This window comes from Xanthomonas sp. WHRI 6108 (assembly GCF_040202385.2).
Lineage (GTDB): Bacteria > Pseudomonadota > Gammaproteobacteria > Xanthomonadales > Xanthomonadaceae > Xanthomonas > Xanthomonas arboricola.
Genome location: NZ_CP168198.1, coordinates 1,382,916 through 1,400,170, shown reverse-complemented (window position 1 = coordinate 1,400,170; position 17,255 = coordinate 1,382,916). Strand labels below are relative to the sequence as shown.

At 64.1% G+C, this 17,255-nt stretch carries 12 protein-coding genes and 1 tRNA gene; 1 reads left to right on the top strand and 12 read right to left on the bottom strand.

Annotated elements, in window-relative coordinates; translation table 11 throughout:
• The first annotated feature begins 901 nt into the window (after positions 1 to 901).
• Positions 902 to 1,687: a response regulator transcription factor gene (locus ABQ039_RS06055; RefSeq protein WP_102581795.1), complete on the top strand. Its 786-nt coding sequence runs from the start codon at positions 902 to 904 to the stop codon at positions 1,685 to 1,687.
• 403 nt (positions 1,688 to 2,090) lie between these two features.
• Here the strand turns inward: ABQ039_RS06055 and ABQ039_RS06050 are convergent, their stop codons facing one another.
• The 12 genes from ABQ039_RS06050 to ABQ039_RS05995 form a co-directional block, all read right to left on the bottom strand.
• On the bottom strand, positions 2,091 to 2,477 hold the full coding sequence (locus ABQ039_RS06050; RefSeq protein WP_024940069.1) for a DUF805 domain-containing protein: 387 nt from the start codon (positions 2,475 to 2,477) through the stop codon (positions 2,091 to 2,093).
• A 301-nt stretch (positions 2,478 to 2,778) separates the two neighbouring features.
• Positions 2,779 to 4,170 carry a DNA repair protein RadA gene (gene radA / locus ABQ039_RS06045; protein ID WP_016901522.1) on the bottom strand — a complete coding sequence of 464 codons (1,392 nt, stop codon included), beginning with the start codon at positions 4,168 to 4,170 and terminating at the stop codon, positions 2,779 to 2,781.
• Positions 4,171 to 4,701: 531 nt separating this feature from the next.
• Entirely contained in the window at positions 4,702 to 6,582 is a 1,881-nt protein-coding gene (locus tag ABQ039_RS06040) for a M61 family metallopeptidase (RefSeq protein ID WP_184611081.1), read from the bottom strand.
• Between the two features lie 180 nt (positions 6,583 to 6,762).
• Positions 6,763 to 7,098 carry a cytochrome o ubiquinol oxidase subunit IV gene (cyoD, locus tag ABQ039_RS06035; RefSeq protein ID WP_006450195.1) on the bottom strand — a complete coding sequence of 112 codons (336 nt, stop codon included), beginning with the start codon at positions 7,096 to 7,098 and terminating at the stop codon, positions 6,763 to 6,765.
• Positions 7,098 to 7,727 (bottom strand): cytochrome o ubiquinol oxidase subunit III, encoded by a 630-nt coding sequence (cyoC, locus tag ABQ039_RS06030; RefSeq protein ID WP_006450194.1) that lies wholly within the window; start codon positions 7,725 to 7,727, stop codon positions 7,098 to 7,100. Before cyoC ends, cyoD begins: the two co-directional genes overlap by 1 nt.
• Positions 7,724 to 9,724, bottom strand: coding sequence for a cytochrome o ubiquinol oxidase subunit I (gene cyoB / locus ABQ039_RS06025; protein WP_039511404.1), 2,001 nt, complete (start codon positions 9,722 to 9,724; stop codon positions 7,724 to 7,726). The genes cyoC and cyoB overlap by 4 nt, the downstream gene beginning before the upstream one ends.
• The gene (gene cyoA, locus ABQ039_RS06020) at positions 9,724 to 10,659 is read right to left on the bottom strand and encodes a ubiquinol oxidase subunit II (protein ID WP_024940071.1); all 936 of its coding nucleotides are present in this window, start codon (positions 10,657 to 10,659) and stop codon (positions 9,724 to 9,726) included. Before cyoA ends, cyoB begins: the two co-directional genes overlap by 1 nt.
• Before the next feature lie 357 nt (positions 10,660 to 11,016).
• Positions 11,017 to 11,092 (bottom strand) — tRNA-Thr (locus tag ABQ039_RS06015).
• Positions 11,093 to 11,272: 180 nt separating this feature from the next.
• Entirely contained in the window at positions 11,273 to 12,223 is a 951-nt protein-coding gene (gene ispH / locus ABQ039_RS06010) for a 4-hydroxy-3-methylbut-2-enyl diphosphate reductase (protein WP_184611083.1), read from the bottom strand.
• Positions 12,224 to 12,287: 64 nt separating this feature from the next.
• The gene (gene lspA, locus ABQ039_RS06005; RefSeq protein ID WP_349778531.1) at positions 12,288 to 12,806 is read right to left on the bottom strand and encodes a signal peptidase II; all 519 of its coding nucleotides are present in this window, start codon (positions 12,804 to 12,806) and stop codon (positions 12,288 to 12,290) included.
• A gap of 320 nt (positions 12,807 to 13,126) precedes the next feature.
• On the bottom strand, positions 13,127 to 15,958 hold the full coding sequence (gene ileS, locus ABQ039_RS06000; RefSeq protein WP_349778530.1) for an isoleucine--tRNA ligase: 2,832 nt from the start codon (positions 15,956 to 15,958) through the stop codon (positions 13,127 to 13,129).
• The gene (locus ABQ039_RS05995) at positions 15,955 to 17,034 is read right to left on the bottom strand and encodes a bifunctional riboflavin kinase/FAD synthetase (protein ID WP_046342027.1); all 1,080 of its coding nucleotides are present in this window, start codon (positions 17,032 to 17,034) and stop codon (positions 15,955 to 15,957) included. The genes ileS and ABQ039_RS05995 overlap by 4 nt, the downstream gene beginning before the upstream one ends.
• Between the last annotated feature and the right edge of the window lie 221 nt (positions 17,035 to 17,255).

Here is a 17,255-nt window from a genome sequence, read left to right as displayed (position 1 = left end):
TATAGGTAGGAAGACGGTCTGCGTACGACAACGCAGAGATCGCCGCGAAGTAGGTTGAAAGGATCATGCCGGGCTCTCTCATAGGGGGATGAGCAAAAACAACAATGCGCCGGTCTGGCTGGCGCAACCGATTGTATGCAGCGGATCCAATGGAATTTCTCACTCCAAGGCACCAAGAAAATCAAAAAACCTCACTCTGTCTCCTGCCAACCCAGTTATGCGGCATGCAGATAAAGGGCACTTTTTGCATACCGCCGGCGCTGTCGTGCATAGGACATTGCACGCCATGCGAAACCGTATTGAAGACAGGGCGGCAGCCAGAGAAGATTGGCAGGGCCAACCAAATCCCATGCCTTGCGTCGGCTTCAGTGCTGTCCCGGCATGACGTTGCAATGGCCGCATGCGCGGTACTTCAGGAAATGAAAGATGCGCGTCAAACGATGGCCGCGCCGTTGTGCTGCATCGGCGGATCGCTCAGATATTCCATGTGCGCTGCAAGCGCGTGCAAATCGCAATACCGTGGTATAGACCTGGACGCGAATTGGAATGGATTCCGCGACCGCGCCCGTCGTCTCGCCGCGTCGACCGACTGCGCGTTGCGCAATGTCGGAATTTTGTTAGTTACTGACGACGCATGCCCTGGATGTAAGAGCTGCTTTACGCCTAGATGAGCGTACGTTAAAGCCGGCCTACCCAAAGCCGAAGAAAAGTACGCAGCAGTGAAACTTTCTGGCTCGGCAATGGTACATACCATTCGTCCGACCCCAGGTCGGATCCCCTGGCAGCCGAAGGCGATGGCGATGCACTTATCTCTACATGTGGGTTTTGTATTGACGCCTGCTGTCCGCAACAGGCATCCGACGCACGCCTGGTACGTGTGCAGACATGGGAAGGCCGGCTGATGCACGGCAACCTTCCCGGCAAGCACGGATCGGCTTTCCTGTTGACGCAGGACGCGCGTCTGGCATCGCAGGTCAACGCGAGCCTCGCACCGCTGGCCCCGAGTTTTGCGGTGTTTTCCGATGAACTCGAACTTCTGCGCTCGCTGCGGCATTCCCCTTGCGAGCTGTTGATCTTCGATGCGACCTGCGTCGCGTCGGACGACAGCTCGCTGCTGGCCTGGCAACGCTGCCACAGCGGCCATCCCACGCCGCTGATCGTGCTGGGGCGTTTCGACTGTGCCCACGACATCCTGGCCTGGTACCGCGCCGGCGCACACGATGTGCTCGCCCTACCCTTCAATTCGCACGAGCTGCATGTGCGCGCAGCATTGGCGCTGTCGCCGGTGGCCGAGGCGTGCCCCGAGAGCCAACAGCTGAGTGTGGGCCCCTATCAGCTGATCCGCGACGAAAATACCGTATACCTGCACGGCAAGCCGATCGTGTTGACCGCACGCGAGTTCTCGATCGCCTGGCTGCTGTTTTCCAGCCCCGGTGTGTGTTTCCGCCGCTGCCAGTTGGCCAAGGCGGTGTGGGGTAGCCACACCGAGTTCACCGACCGCACGATGGAGCAACACATCTACAAGCTGCGCAAGAAGCTGCAGCTGTGCAATCACAGCGGCGTGGTGCGCATCAGAACCGTGTATTCGCATGGGTACAAGCTGGAACTTGCCCTGCAGGACAAGGATGCACCGACGCCCGGCAAGGTCGTCAGCCCCAGCACCGGCCATCATGCTGCGGCCTGTTGACCGATGCGGCCCTGCAAGAGCGAAGCGCGGCGACTTGCGCTTGCTATCTGCTACCGGCGCCTGCATGGCAGTGAATCGGCCGTTGCCGTGCGTTGAGCTGGTCAGGCATTAACTGGCAGAGCTTGTTCGCCGGCTCCATGTCGAGTGGAAACGCACCCAGTTAATAGTTCAATAATGTATTGAATATACAAATAGAGCTTGGCGCATTGCCGGCCGACTGCTTCCTACACCCTGGCAGGACGTCCAAGTTTTTGCCGGCAGTTGAAGAACGCATCAATCGAGCCGAATCCGGCACTCAAACGCACGCGTGTTGTTGGTCAGCCTGCGCCAACCGTACATCTCCAGAAACGACAATGGCGCGGAGAAGTCTCCGCGCCATTGTTCGATCAGGCCTTGCACCCGCTTACTGCTTGGGATTCTCGCCGTACTCGTTCGGGCCGGGCGTACCTTCCAGGCACATGAAGACCAGCACGATGAAGCCGCCCACATAAGGCACCAGGCTGATCAGATAGAACCAGCCCGACTTGCCCTGGTCGTGCAAGCGACGCACGGTCACTGCAATGCTCGGCACAATCAATGCCAGCACCACGATCCCGATGACGGCAGCGACCAGCCACGCCAATGCACCAGGACCGTTCTCGCCGCCCATCAGTGCAGCCGCGATGCCGAACAGGCCGCCCAACACCAGCAGGACGATCGCCTGCAGCAGCATGAACATCCAATATTCCTTGCGGCGCGAGCGGCCATTGAAGTCGGCGTAGCGCTTGAGTGGCAACAACATCCATTCCATCGTGTTTCTCCTGATAACGCGCAGTGAGCGCTGTCCGTGATCCGGTGCACAGTGCAACGGGCCGCGCATGTTGCCATAGCCGCCCTGCGCTGAAAACGTTTTCTTATCGACGAATGGCAGATCGCGACCTGCTGGCCGACGGACGGTCACCGGAGCTGGCGACAGCCAGCCCGAAACTTCATTGATGTCATTCCGGCATGGCGCAGGCGGCCATGTCGCCCACTACATGGGGGTGCGGGGTCAGCTCATCGCGTGCAGAGCGACGCCTGTGCCGACAGTCGCTCCCCCTACCGCACCGGCATCACTCGGCGGCCGCTTCCAGCGCCTGGCTCAGCCGCTCCACCGCAACGATCTCCATGCCCTTGATGCTGGTGGTCTTGGGCGCGTTGGCCTTGGGCACGATCGCGCGCTTGAAGCCGTGGGTGGCGGCCTCTTTCAGACGGTCCTCGCCGTTGGGCACCGGCCGGATCTCGCCGGATAACCCCACCTCGCCAAAGGCGATGGTCTTCTCGGACAGCGGCCGATCGCGCAGCGAGGACAACACCGCCAGCAGCACCGGTAGGTCGGCAGCGGTTTCCTGCACACGGATGCCGCCGACCACATTGACGAACACGTCCTGGTCGCCCACCACGATGCCGCCGTGGCGGTGCAGCACCGCCAGCAGCATCGCCAGCCGGTTCTGCTCCAGACCCACCGCCACGCGCCGCGGATTGGACAGCGGCGAGGCGTCCACCAGCGCCTGCACCTCCACCATCAGCGGACGGGTGCCTTCGCGGGTGACCATCACGCAGCTGCCCGGCTGCTGGGTGCTGCCACCGGACAGGAAGATCGCCGACGGATTGGAGACCTCCTTGAGGCCCTTCTCGCCCATCGCGAACACGCCCAACTCGTTGACCGCACCGAAGCGGTTCTTGAACGCGCGCAACAGCCGGAACCGGCTGCCGCTCTCGCCTTCGAAGTACAGCACCGCATCGACCATATGCTCGAGCACGCGCGGGCCGGCGATGCCGCCTTCCTTGGTCACATGGCCGACCAGGAACACCGCGGTGCCGGTCTCCTTGGCATAGCGCACCAGCCGCGCCGCGCTCTCGCGTACCTGGCTGACCGAGCCCGGCGCTGCGGTCAGCGATTCGGTCCACAGCGTCTGCACCGAGTCGGCCACGATCAGCTTCGGCCGCGCCACGCTGGCATGCTGCAGGATGTTTTCGATGCCGGTTTCGGCCAGCGCGTTCAGGCCCTCCAACGGCAGATCCAGCCGCACCGCGCGCCCGGCCACCTGCGCCAGCGATTCCTCGCCGGTGACGTACAGCACCGGCAGCGTGCTGGCCATGCTCGCCAGCGCCTGCAGCAACAGCGTCGACTTGCCGATGCCGGGATCGCCACCGATCAGCACCACCGCACCTTCGACCAGGCCGCCGCCCAGCACCCGATCGAACTCGCCAATGCCGGTGGACACGCGCGCCTGCTCTGACTGCTGCACGTCCTTGAGCGCGGTGATCTTGGGCGCCTCGGCCTTGCCGGCCCAGCCGCTACGCCGCGATGCCGCAGGCGAGGCTTTGCCGCCGGGCGTGGCGCTTTCGAGCACGATCTCGCTGAGCGTGTTCCAGACCCCGCACTCGGTGCATTGCCCCTGCCACTTGTTGTATTCGGCGCCGCACTCGCCGCAGACATAGGCCGTTTTCGCCTTCGCCATCGTCAGTTAACCAATCGCTTCTGGAGCGACAGGATAGTCGGCGTCGGTCTCAGGATGCGCGACGCTGGCTCGGGATTCGGGATTCGGGATTCGGGATTCGGGATTCGGGATTCGGGATTCGGGAATCGGGATTCGGGAATCGGGATTCGGGATTCGGGATTCGGGATTCGGGATTCGGGATTCGGGATTCGGGAATCGGGAGTCGGGAGTCGGGAGTCGGGAGTCGGGAATCGGGAGTCGGGAGTCGGGAGTCGGGAGTCGGGAATCGGGAGTCGGGAGTCGGGAGTCGGGAGTCGGGAGTCGGCCAGGCTGCGGCGGCGCTGGAATGGATGCAACCGCGCATTCCTGCTGCTGCGTTCTCGCTCGGACATCGATGGCGCCGAGCGTTTGGCTGGCGCGCTGTCTTTTGGTCGGTCGGCATCGGTACCGACCAGAACCAATGTCTGGAGCTACATGATCGATCGCAGCCGGTCATGCAGCTCCAGGTCTTGCCATTGCCCGCTTCAACGGCTGCGAGCGGGCGGCTGCCACTCAGCGCGGCTTGTACAACTCGCTCAGGCGATCCGGCTTGCCGGGGATGCGTTCCAGATGCGGATACAGCAGGCCGCCGTGGTAATCGATGCGCACGGTGTCGTAGCGGTCCAGGCGCTTGACCAGCAGTTCGATAGGCGCGGTGGTGCCCTTGGCCGCCTTGATCGCGTCCTTGATCACCTCACTGCTGAAGGCGCGGCCGTTGACCGCCACGATGGTGTTGCCGGCGATCAGGCCGGCATTGAAGGCCGGGCCGTCCCACAGCACATCGCTGATATCGCCAGAGGCCTTCAGGGACACGCCAAGCGAATAGGTCAGGCTGGCGTCCTTGTCGTCGCTCTCGTCGGCCTTGGTGGCCAGGTTCGGCTCCTCGTTATAGACCAGCTTCCAGCCATTGGCTTCGATACCGCCGTTCAAGGAGCCATGCCCGTCCATGCGGCTGCGCAACAGGCTCGCCCAGTCGTAGGCGGCGATGCCATTGAGCGTGGCGACGATGTCGTCGAAGGTGTACGGGTTGACGTCCCAGTCGCCGTTCTTCATGCCGAAGAAGGCCTTGCCGAAATCGTCGATGGAACGCTTGTTGTTGGTCAGCGCGCGCAGCTTGCTGTCCACTTCCAGCCACATCATCTGGCCGCCGGAGTAATAGTCTTCGGCCATCTGATAGCTACGGTAGGCCTTGGGCCGGCGCATCGACATGGTCGGGTCGTTGGTGGTGTCCTGCACGGTGCGCCAGGCCATGCCGGGGCGACCACGCTCGTAGTTCGCCGCCACGCCGGCCAGCATCTCGCGCGCCTGATCCTGCGTCCACAGGCCCGAACGCGCAGCCATCACTTCGCCCCAGAACTGGGTCTGGCCTTCGTACAGCCACAGCAGGCTGTCACCCATCGGCACGTTGAAGTTGGGCGTGGCCAGGTCGGCGCCACGGCGGTACTTGCCGTTCCAGGAATGGTTGAACTCGTGCGCGAGCAGGTCGCGGCCGGTCCAGCTCTTGTCCCACTCGGTGAAGTAGGTCGGCACGCCGCTGTTTTCGCTGGAGCGATGGTGCTCCAGGCCGATGCCGCCCAACTTCTTGGTCAGCGCCAGCAGGAATTCGTAGTGGTCGAAATGCCGCGCGCCGTAGAGCTTGTCCATCTGCTGCACCAGCGATGCATGCGCCTTGATCTGCTCGGGCTTGGCCTCCAGCGACTTGGCTTCGTCGGCGAACACGTTGAGGTAGACCGGCTGCTTGCCGCCGCTCAGCTCCACCCGCTTGTAGTACTTGCCGGCGAACATCGGCGAGTCGACCAGGTCGTCGAAGTCGATCGGCTTGAAGGTCACCGTGTCGCCAACCCGGCGGTCGGTCTCCAGCGCCGTGGCATAGCTCCAGCCGGCTGGCAGCGTGACGCTGGCCTGGGCCTTGATGTTACGTGCGAAGACGCCGGCCGGATACAGCGCCGTGGTGTTCCACTGCAGGTTGAGCATCTCCGGGGTCATCATCACCCGGCCCTGGTTGGGGGCCTGCGGCGAGAGGAACTTGAACTCGGCCACCAGCTCGCTGGCGCCCTGCGGCACGTCCACGGTGAAGGCATACACATCGAACTGGTCGCGCTTCCACGGCACCACCTTGCCATCGACCTTGATCACCAGACCGGCGAGCTTGTCGATCGGCCCGGTCGGCGAGTGATTGCCGGGAATCCACTGCGGATACAGCAGCGTCATCGGGCCCGGCCGGGCCGGCATGGTGGTTTTGACCTTGAAGATGCGATGGGCCAGATCGGTGGCATCGACGTCGATCTTCAAGGTGCCCTCGAACGGCACATCCTGCGGCGCGGCAGTTTGTGCGGCCGCAGGCAACGACAGTGCCGCCAGCAACGACACGGACAACAAGGTGGGGATCTTCATCGCAACTCCGCAGGGACCTGGAACAGGCAAGCCCACGATGCTAAGCGCCTGCCCGCGCTTCCCCGTATGCCATAGGTCATGCTGCGCAGCGATTCACACACAAAAAAACCGCCGGTGACCCGGCGGCTTTTTGTCCAGCATGCTTGGATCCGGCGTGCCGTAATCCGGCACAGCGCCGTCTCAATGCATCATGTTGACGTTCATGTTGTGTAGCACCCACAGCGAGCCGACGATCACGATGCCGATGATCAGCAGCGAGAACAGGCCCACCTGCACGTTGGAGCGCTGCTCGGGCGAGCGATCCATGTGCAGGAAGTACACCATGTGCACCAGCATCTGCACTGCGGCCATCAGCGAGATCACGATGACGGTGACGCCCTTGGAGAACGCCCCGCTCATCACCATCGCAAACGGGATGACGGTAAGGATCACGGCCATCACAAAGCCGATCAGGTAGGACTTCAGGCCGCCGGCATGTGCGTCGGCAGCGGTTTCATGCGCGTGGTGATTGGCCATTACAGCGCTCCCAGCAGGTAGACGACGGTGAACACACCGATCCAGATGATGTCCAGGAAATGCCAGAACAGGCTCAGGCAGGCCAGACGCGTGCTGTTGCGCGGGGTCAGGCCGTTCTTGGAGATCTGGATCACCAGCACTGCCATCCACAACAGACCGGAGGCCACGTGCAGGCCGTGCGTGCCCACCAGGGTGAAGAAGGCCGACAGGAACGCGCTGCGCCCCGGACCCGCCCCTTCATGGATCAGGTGGTTGAACTCCCACACTTCCATGCACAGGAAGCCGATACCCAGCAGTGCGGTGACGCCCAGCCAGGCGTACAGCCCGGTCATGCTGCGCTTGTGCGCGGAGATCATCGCAACGCCGAAGCTCAGGCTGCTGAACAACAGCAGGAAGGTTTCCACCAGCACGAACTTCAGGTCGAACAGCTCCTTGGCGGTCGGTCCGTCCACCGTGGCGCCCGAGAGCACCGCATAGGTGGCGAACAGGCCGGCGAACAGCAGGCAGTCGCTCATCAGGTAGACCCAGAACCCGAAGACGGTGTTGCCACCGGCGTCGTGATGTTCGTGGTCGTCGTGGCCGCCCGCGTGGGCGGCGTGGTCAAGCGTGGTCGAGGAAGACATGGTCATACCACCTTCGCGGCCTGCGCCGCATGTTGCTGTTCGAGCAGGGCAAAGCGCGCGTTTTCGATGCGCTCCACTTCGTCGGCCGGCACCCAGTAATCGATGTCGTCATCAAAGGTGCGCGCAATGAAGCTGCCGATCATGCCGACCAGGCCGATGATGGCCAGCCACCAGATGTGCCAGATCAGACCGAAGCCCATCAGCACGCTGAAGGCACCGATATACACGCCAGCCCCGGTGTTGCGCGGCATGTGGATCGCCTCGTACTTGGACGGACGCACCCAGCCCTTGCCGTTCTGCTTGTCGGCCCAGAACTGATCGCGGTCGTCAATGTGCGGCAGCACGGCGAAGTTGTAGAACGGCGGCGGCGAGGAGGTGGCCCACTCCAGCGTACGGCCATCCCACGGATCGCCCGTGTAGTCCATGTGCTCCTTGCGCTTCCACACGCTGTAACCGATCTGCACCAGGTTCAGGAAGATACCCAGGCCGATGATCGCAGCACCGGCCGCAGCGACGTACAGCCACGGCGCCCACTCGGGGTGGTTGTAGGTGTTCATGCGACGGGTCATGCCCATGAAGCCGAGCACGTACAGCGGCATGAAGGCCACGAAGAAGCCGATGATCCAGCACCAGAACGAGGCCTTGCCGATCTTCTCGTTGAGCTTGAAGCCGAACGCCTTCGGGAACCAGTAGGTCAGGCCGGCCAGGTAGCCGAACACCACGCCGCCGATGATCACGTTATGGAAGTGCGCGATCAGGAACAGGCTGTTGTGCAGCACGAAGTCCACGGCCGGAATCGCCAGCATCACGCCGGTCATGCCGCCGATGGTGAAGGTGATGATGAAGCCGATCGTCCACAGCACCGGCGAGGTCATGTGCACACGACCGCGGAACATGGTGAACAGCCAGTTGAAGATCTTCACGCCGGTCGGGATCGAGATGATCATCGTCGTGATGCCGAAGAAGGCATTGACGTTGGCACCCGAACCCATGGTGAAGAAGTGATGCAACCACACCACGAACGACAGCACGCCGATGCACGAGGTGGCGTAGACCATCGAGGTGTAGCCGAACAGGCGCTTGCGGCTGTAGGTCGCGATCAGCTCGGAGAAGATGCCGAACGCCGGCAGGATCAGGATATAGACTTCCGGGTGACCCCAGATCCAGATCAGGTTGACGTACATCATGGCGTTGCCGCCACCGTCGTTGGTGAAGAAGTGCGTGCCCAGGTAACGGTCGGCACCCAGCAGCGCCAGCGCCACGGTCAGGATCGGGAATGCGGCGATGATCAAGATGTTGGTGATCAGCGCGGTCCAGGTGAAGATCGGCATGCGCATCAGGGTCATGCCCGGTGCGCGCATCCGCATGATCGTCACGAAGAAGTTGATGCCGGTCAGCAAGGTGCCCAGGCCTGAGACCTGCAACGCCCAGATGTAGTAGTCGACACCTACGCCCGGACTGTATTCCAGCCCCGACAACGGCGGGTAGGCCAGCCAGCCGGTCTGCGCGAATTCGCCGACACCCAGCGAGATGTTGATCAGCGCCGCACCGGCCACGAACAGCCAGAAGCTCAGCGAGTTCAGGAACGGGAACGCCACGTCACGTGCGCCGATCTGCAGCGGCACGATCAGGTTCAACAGGCCGGTCATGAACGGCATGGCCATGAAGAAGATCATGATCACGCCGTGCGCGGTGAAGATCTGGTCGTAGTGATGCGGCGGCAGCACACCTTCGCCGCCGTTACCCGCCAGCGCCTGCTGGGTGCGCATCATCGCCGCATCGGCGAAGCCGCGCAGCAACATGACCAGCGCCACGATGATGTACATCACACCGATGCGCTTGTGATCCACCGAGGTGAACCACTCCTTCCACAGGTAGCCCCACAGCTTGTACTTGGTGATGGCGCCCGCGATGAGCAGGCCGAGCAGGCCGGCACCACCGAGTGCGACCATGATGATCGGCTCGTGGTACGGAACCGCCTCGATCGTAAGTTTGCCTAGCATCACTTGTCTCCAGAAGTGCACATGGCAACCGGCTCTGCAGCCGCTGCCTGATGGTCGCCATGGCCTTTGTTATGGCCCGGACCATTCATGTATTTGTCGACGAGCGAGCGGAACATGCCGTCCTGCACCGACGAGTAGTAGGTGACCGGATACTGTTCCTTGTCGTTGCGGTTGGCGGCCAGCACCTGGTACTCGGCAGCGTTCAACGCAGTCGGCGATGCCTTGACCTTGGCCACCCACGCATCGAAGCCGGCCTGATCGACCGCATGCGCCTTGAAGCTCATCTTCGAGAAGCCGTGACCGCTGTAGTTGGTCGACAGGCCGAAGTATTCGCCCGGCTCGTTGGCCACCAGATGCAGCTTGGTTTCCATGCCGGCCATCGCGTAGATCATCGTGCCCAGGTGCGGGATGAAGAACGAGTTCATCACCGTATCGGAGGTGATCTTGAAGTTCAGCGGCGTATGCACCGGGAACGCGATCTCGTTGACCGTGGCGATGTTCTGGTCCGGGTAGATGAACATCCACTTCCAGTCCAGCGACACCGCTTCGATGGTGATCGGCTTGACGTCCGAATCCAGCGGACGGTACGGGTCCAACGCGTGCGAGGAGCGCCAGGTCAGCACCGCCAGCACCAGGATGATCACGCACGGGATCGACCACACCACCACTTCGATGGCGGTGGAGTGCGACCAGTCCGGCTCGTAGCGCGCCTTCGTGTTGGACGCGCGGTATTTCCACGCGAACGCAATCGTCATCACGATCACCGGGATGACCACGATCAGCATCAGCACGACCGAGGTGATCAGCAGCTGCTTCTCGTCGTGGCCGATCTGGCCTTTCGGATTGAGAATGGCCGAGTTGCAGCCTGCCAACAGCAGGAACGGCAGCATCAGGCCTGGACGAAGTACACGCCCGAGATGTTTCAACGGAATCATCGGTCGATCCAAGTGCGAAGGAACGCCAGCCTCGTTCGTCGTATCCATGTGGACTCGTCCTGACGGCGCGCTTCCCGGGGGAAGGCAGCCACGCAGACCGAAGACACGAGTTAGCTCCCTGATTTTAGACTTTGCTGCACCTGCACGAAACCCATCGGCAATGATCTGCCGCAATTAATGCGCGCAAAACTGTGCGACATGTTGTCGCAGCGCTGCGCAGGGCGGAAAAGATGCGGTTGCGGCCATCGATTGCGGCCTGTGTGATGTGCGGCGTATATGGCGGCGCAGTGCCGGGATGTGCGTGATCGGCCCAAAACGCAACTGGGCCGACCCATGGTCGACCCAGTACTGAAGCGATGGTGCCGGAAATAGGAATCGAACCTACGACCTACGCATTACGAATGCGCCGCTCTACCAACTGAGCTATTCCGGCGAGCCGTGAATTGTAGGAGCGGAGCCGGTGCCGGGTCAATCGCCGCCAGGCGGCGGACGATGCATCCCGGCCTCGAGTCAGGGGGTGTGGCCTTGGAACGATGGCCACCTGCAACTGCGAAACACCCGGATTTGCCGCAAACGACTCGACGCTGGCTCAGCCAGCCCGGAGCACCCGCTGTCAACTGACCAGACGCAACCGCAGTTCCTTGGGCAGCGCGAACACCATCGATTCCGGCTCGCCTTCCAGTTCGGACACACCCTCAGCGCCCAGCTCGCGCAACCGCGCCAGCACGCCATCGACCAGCACCTGTGGTGCGGAGGCGCCGGCGGTCAGGCCGATGTGCTGCTTGCCGACGATCCAGGCCGGGTCGATCTCGCCAGCGTTGTCGATCAGGTAGGACTCCACCCCGTCGCGCCGGGCCAGCTCGCTGAGGCGATTGGAATTGGAGCTGTTGGGCGAACCGACCACCAGCACCAGATCGCATTGGCGCGCGAGATCGCGCACCGCGTCCTGGCGGTTCTGGGTGGCGTAGCAGATGTCGTCGTGGCGCGGCCCCTGCATCGCCGGGAAGCGCGCACGCAGGGCCTCGATGATGCCCATGGTGTCATCCACCGACAGCGTGGTCTGGGTGGTGTAGGCAAGGTTCTCCGGCTGGCGGACCTGCAGCGTGACGACCTGCTCGATGTCCTCGACCAGATAGATCGTGCCCGGACCGCGCTCGCGGCTCCACTGCCCCATCGTGCCTTCCACTTCCGGATGCCCGGCGTGGCCGATCAGCACCACGTCGCGGCCGGCCCGGCAATGCCGCGCCACCTCGAAATGCACCTTGGTCACCAGCGGACAGGTCGCGTCGAACACCTTGAGCCCGCGGCGCTCGGCTTCCTGACGCACCGCCTGCGAGACGCCGTGTGCGCTGAAGATCACCGTGGCGTTGTCGGGCACCTCGTCCAGTTCCTCGACGAAGACCGCGCCGCGCTGCTTGAGGTCGTCGACCACGAAACGGTTGTGCACCACTTCGTGGCGCACATAGATCGGCGCGCCCAGCGTTTCGATCGCACGCTTGACGATCTCGATCGCACGGTCGACGCCGGCACAGAAACCACGGGGATTGGCGAGCAGGACATCCATGGTGGGCATTCTACGGGAATGGGGACTGGAGGATGGGACCGGGCGGCGCCGGTGCGCCGCGACTTCAGCGTCGATTCCCGATTTCCGACTTCTGCTTGCCGGACTTGTCGAACAGACCGAATACCGCAATCCCGATGGCGCCGCCCACGATTGCAGAGTCGGCGATGTTGAACGCCGGCCAGGTATGGGTGCCGATGTACCACTGGATGAAATCGACCACGTGGCCGTGCATCAGGCGGTCGATCACGTTGCCGATCGCCCCGCCGATCACCAGCGCATACGGCAGCGCGCTGCGCCACTGCCCACGCGCGGTGCGCGACAGCCAGAACGCCAGCAGGCCGCTGATGCCCACCGCCAACGCAGTGAAGAACCACAGCTGCCAGCCGCCGGCATCGCTCAGGAAGCTGAAGGCCGCGCCGGTGTTGTAGGTGCGGTACCAGTTCCAGAAGCCGTCGATCACCGGCACCGGCGTGTATTCGGGCAGGCTGGACAGCACCCAGGCCTTGCTCCACTGGTCCAGCCCGACCACGAGTGCCGACAGCAGCAACCAGATCAGGGCGGAGGGTTTGGGGCGTTGACTCATGTCGGAAGGTCGCAGTTGGTGGTGACTTCTCCGACGTCGGAGAAGATGCCTGGATGGCGATAGGTGACGGCGGTGGCAGATGAAGCTGACGAAAGCGGAATGACAGGCAGGCAAGGATGGCATGGGCACCGGAGCCGGCTACCCTGCCCCGCCGTGCCGTATGCGCCACGCTTCAGCAAGGGCGTGCGTGCAGCGCCGAGGCACTCGTCATCCGGCACCAGCGCCTGCCCATGATGCCGCGATAGAGGCGCACGCAGCCCGTACGGGGTCTCGACAACGCGTGGCAGGACCTGCCCGCCGCGCGCCTTCACGCAACACCGTCAGAACCAGCGGCGTTGCTCGCCGGGGCCTTCGATATTGCTGACGCAGCGGCTGCACAGTTCCGGGTGACGCGGATCGCTGCCCACGCTGGCCTGGTGGTGCCAGCAACGCACGCACTTGGCCTTGCTGGTCGGCTGCGCGCTGACGAAGATGTCGTCGGTGCTGGCCGCAGTCACGGTCACATCGCCACTGATGAACAGGAAGCGCAGCTCGTCGGCCAGCGGCTGCCAGCGCGCGGCGGTCTGCGCATCGGCGGCCACCGTGATCTCCGCTTCCAGCGCCGCGCCGATCGCCCCATTGGCACGCATCGGCTCCAGCACCTTGGCCACCTGCTCGCGCAAGGCCAGCAGCCTGTCGACATCGGCACTGCTCAGCGCGGCGTCGGCCGGCAACGGCGCCAGGCCGTCGTACCAGGTGGCGAACAACACGTTGTCGACCCGCTTGCCCGGCAGGTAGCCCCACAGTTCCTCGGCGGTGAAGCTCAGCACCGGCGCGATCCAGCGCACGAACGCCTCGGCCACGTGATACATCGCGCTCTGCGCCGAGCGGCGGCCGCGTGCATCCTCGGCCATCGTGTACAGGCGGTCCTTGGTCACGTCCAGATACAGCGAGCCCAGGTCGACGCTGCAGAAATTCAGCAGCGCCTGCACGATTTCGGCAAAGTCGTAGCGCGCATACGCGGCAACGATCTTTTCCTGCAATTCGTGCGCGCGGTGCACGATCCAGCGGTCCAGCAGCACCATGTCGTCCAGCGTCACCAGGTGCTGCAGCGGATCGAAGCCGTGCAGGTTGCCGAGCAGGAAGCGCGCGGTATTGCGCAGGCGGCGATACGCATCGGCGTTGCGCTTGAGGATCTCCTGCGACAGCGACATCTCGTTGCTGTAATCGGCCGAGGCGATCCACAGGCGCAGGATGTCCGCGCCCAGGGTCTTCATGATGTCCTGAGGCTCGATGCCGTTGCCCAGCGACTTGGACATCTTGCGGCCGTGCTCGTCCACGGTGAAGCCGTGGGTCAGGCACTGCTTGTACGGCGCCGCCTTGTCCATCGCCACGCCGGTCAGCAGCGAGGACTGGAACCAGCCACGGTGCTGGTCGGAGCCCTCCAGGTACAGGTCGGCCGGCTTGGGCAGGCCGCGGTCCACCAGCACCGCTTCATGGGTCACGCCGGAGTCGAACCACACGTCCAGGATGTCGGTGATCTTGTCGTAATCGGCCGCCTCGTCGCCCAGCAGTTCGGCCGCATCCAGCGTGTACCACACGTCCACGCCGCCCAGTTCCACCCGGTCGGCGACCTGGCGCAGCAACTCGGTGCTGCGCGGATGCGGCTCGCCGGTTTCGCGATGCACGAACAAGGCGATCGGCACGCCCCAGGTGCGCTGGCGCGAGATGGTCCAGTCCGGACGTCCATCGACCATGCCGGCGATACGCGCCTGGCCCCAGGACGGATACCAGTGCACGTTGTCGATGGCCTTGAGCGCATCGGCGCGCAGGTTGGCCTGCTCCATCGAGATGAACCACTGCGGCGTGGCACGGAACGCGATCGGCGTCTTGTGGCGCCAGCAATGCGGATAGCTGTGCTCCATCTTGCTGGCCGCCAGCAACACGCCGGTGTCGCGCAGCGCCTCGATGATGATGTCGTTGGCCTTCCAGATGTGCAGCCCGGCCAGCACGGTGTCGCCCAGCGGCGGCGTCGACGGCAGGTACACGCCGCGCCCGTCCACCGGGTTGATCTGCGCCGCGCCGTAACGCTCGAGCAGGCCGTACTGCTTGGAGACCTGGTAGTCCTCCTGGCCATGGCCCGGTGCGGTATGCACCGCGCCGGTACCGTCCTCGGCCGACACGTGGTCGCCCAGCAGCAGCGGAATCTCGCGCTCGGCATAGAACGGGTGGTTCAGCAGCATCTGCTCCAGCGCCGCGCCCTTGGCATGGCCGTGCACCACCACCGTGTCCACGCCATAGCGCGACAGCGCCTTGCCGGCCAGGGCCTCGGCCACCACCAACCAGCGCGGCTGGCCGCGATCGGCCGGGCCTTCGACCAGCACGTAGTCCAGTTCCGCGCCCAGGCTCACCGCCAGCGACGCCGGCAGTGTCCACGGCGTGGTGGTCCAGATCGGCACCGCCACGCCCACGCCCGCCGGCAGGCTGGCGCCGAACGCGGCAGCGACAGCCGCCGGATCACGCGCCGGATAGGCGATGTCCACCGTCGGCGACACCTTGTCGGCGTATTCGATCTCGGCCTCGGCCAGCGCCGAGCCGCAATCGAAGCACCAGTGCACCGGCTTCACGCCACGGGTCAGGTGGCCATTGTCGACCACCTTGGCCAGCGCGCGGATCTCGTTGGCTTCGAAGCGGAAATCCAGCGTCTTGTACGGGTTGTCCCAATCGCCGATCACGCCCAGGCGCTTGAAATCGCGGCGCTGCAGATCGATCTGCTCGGTGGCGTACTCGCGGCACTTCTGGCGGAACTCGGCTGCATCGAGCTTGACGCCGACTTTGCCGTACTTTTTCTCGATCGCGATCTCGATCGGCAGGCCGTGGCAATCCCAGCCCGGGATGTAGGGCGCATCGAAGCCAGCCAGATACTTCGACTTGACGATGATGTCCTTGAGGATCTTGTTGACCGCATGGCCCAGATGGATCTGGCCATTGGCATACGGCGGGCCGTCGTGCAGCACGAACAGCGGGCGCCCTGCCGCATTGGCGCGCAGTTGCGCGTACAGCCCCTCGCGCTCCCAGCGGTCCAGCATCGCCGGCTCGCGCTTGGGCAGGTCGCCGCGCATCGGGAATTCCGTCGCGGGCAGATGGAGAGTGGCTTTGTAGTCTTGGGTCACAGGTCTCTACCGTTGCGCTGGATTTTTAATAAGTCCGCACATGGATGTGCGGGCTCTTGCGAGGGACTCGCATCATAGGTCGGCTCTTGCGAGGGACTCGCATCATAGGCGGGCTGTTGCGAGGAACTCGCATGTGTTGCAGAAACTGCGTGCCTGTCCAACACCGCACGCGCCTGCTCGGCATCTCGATGCATCTGCACCGTCAGCGCGTCCAGGCCGTCGAACTTCTCTTCGTCGCGCAGCTTGGCGACGAATTCGACCTCGATATGCCGGCCATACAGATCGCCCTGGAAATCGAACAGATGCGCTTCCAGCAGCGGCTCCACACCGGCCACGGTCGGGCGCGTGCCAAAGCTCGAGACCGACGGCCACGGCCGCTCGGCCACGCCATGCACCCAGGTCGCGTAAATGCCCGACAGCGCCGGCGTGCGCGGAAAGCGCAGATTGGCGGTGGGATAGCCGAGGGTGCGGCCAAGCTGTTTGCCGCGCACCACCCGCCCGCCGATGGCATACGGACGGCCAAGCAATTGCCCGGCGTGCGCGAACTCGCCCGCGCCCAGCAGCTCACGGATGCGCGTGGCCGAGATGCGCTCGCCGTGCAGGTGCACCGGCGCGATTTCGCCCGCTGCAAAGCCGTATTGGGCACCAAGCGAGCGAAGCAGGCCGATATCGCCGCCACGCCGATGGCCGAAACGGAACTCCGGGCCGATCCAGACCTCTTTGGCGCACAGTCGGCCGACCAGGGCCAGACGCACGAAGTCTTCGGCACTCATCGCCGACAGGCGACCGTCGAACCGGATCATGCCCACGCTGTCGGCACCGAAGCCGTGCAGCCCTTCGATCTTGGCGCGGGCCAGGGTCAGCCGCGGCGGCGGCGCGGCCGGGGCGAAAAACTCGCGCGGCAGTGGCTCGAAGCTCACCGCCACCGCCGGCACCCCCAGCGCGCGCGCGCGCGCGACCGCATGCTGCACCAATGCCCGATGCCCCAGGTGCAGGCCATCGAAGGCGCCGATGCAGACCACGCTTCCGTGCGGGAACAGCGTCCCGCCCTCGACGTCTCTAAACAGCCTGCTCATTCCTCGATCCAAACAGATGCCGGCCTGCCGGCCGACCCTCGTTGATGCATAACCCGCAAGTATAGCCGTGCCTGTCAATCCGCATGGGCGCGTCCCCGGGCGGGCCTGTGCCGCCGCGTCCCGGAAGCGGGCAGACGATTGCGCGCCTTCCCGGCCCGGGATTGGCCCCGCCCACCGTGCATGACGGCTGGCTCTGCACCCGCTCGGCCAGCTCGGCGGAC

Coding starts and splice junctions, on each gene's coding strand:
- ABQ039_RS06050 (WP_024940069.1), bottom strand. CDS start 2,477: ATGGAATGGATGTTGTTGCCACTCAAGCGCTACGCCGACTTCAATGGC.
- cyoA (WP_024940071.1), bottom strand. CDS start 10,659: ATGATTCCGTTGAAACATCTCGGGCGTGTACTTCGTCCAGGCCTGATG.
- lspA (WP_349778531.1), bottom strand. CDS start 12,806: ATGAGTCAACGCCCCAAACCCTCCGCCCTGATCTGGTTGCTGCTGTCG.
- cyoB (WP_039511404.1), bottom strand. CDS start 9,724: ATGCTAGGCAAACTTACGATCGAGGCGGTTCCGTACCACGAGCCGATC.
- ispH (WP_184611083.1), bottom strand. CDS start 12,223: ATGGATGTCCTGCTCGCCAATCCCCGTGGTTTCTGTGCCGGCGTCGAC.
- ABQ039_RS06040 (WP_184611081.1), bottom strand. CDS start 6,582: ATGAAGATCCCCACCTTGTTGTCCGTGTCGTTGCTGGCGGCACTGTCG.
- radA (WP_016901522.1), bottom strand. CDS start 4,170: ATGGCGAAGGCGAAAACGGCCTATGTCTGCGGCGAGTGCGGCGCCGAA.
- cyoC (WP_006450194.1), bottom strand. CDS start 7,727: ATGACCATGTCTTCCTCGACCACGCTTGACCACGCCGCCCACGCGGGC.
- ABQ039_RS06055 (WP_102581795.1), top strand. CDS start 902: ATGCACGGCAACCTTCCCGGCAAGCACGGATCGGCTTTCCTGTTGACG.
- cyoD (WP_006450195.1), bottom strand. CDS start 7,098: ATGGCCAATCACCACGCGCATGAAACCGCTGCCGACGCACATGCCGGC.
- ABQ039_RS05995 (WP_046342027.1), bottom strand. CDS start 17,034: ATGAGCAGGCTGTTTAGAGACGTCGAGGGCGGGACGCTGTTCCCGCAC.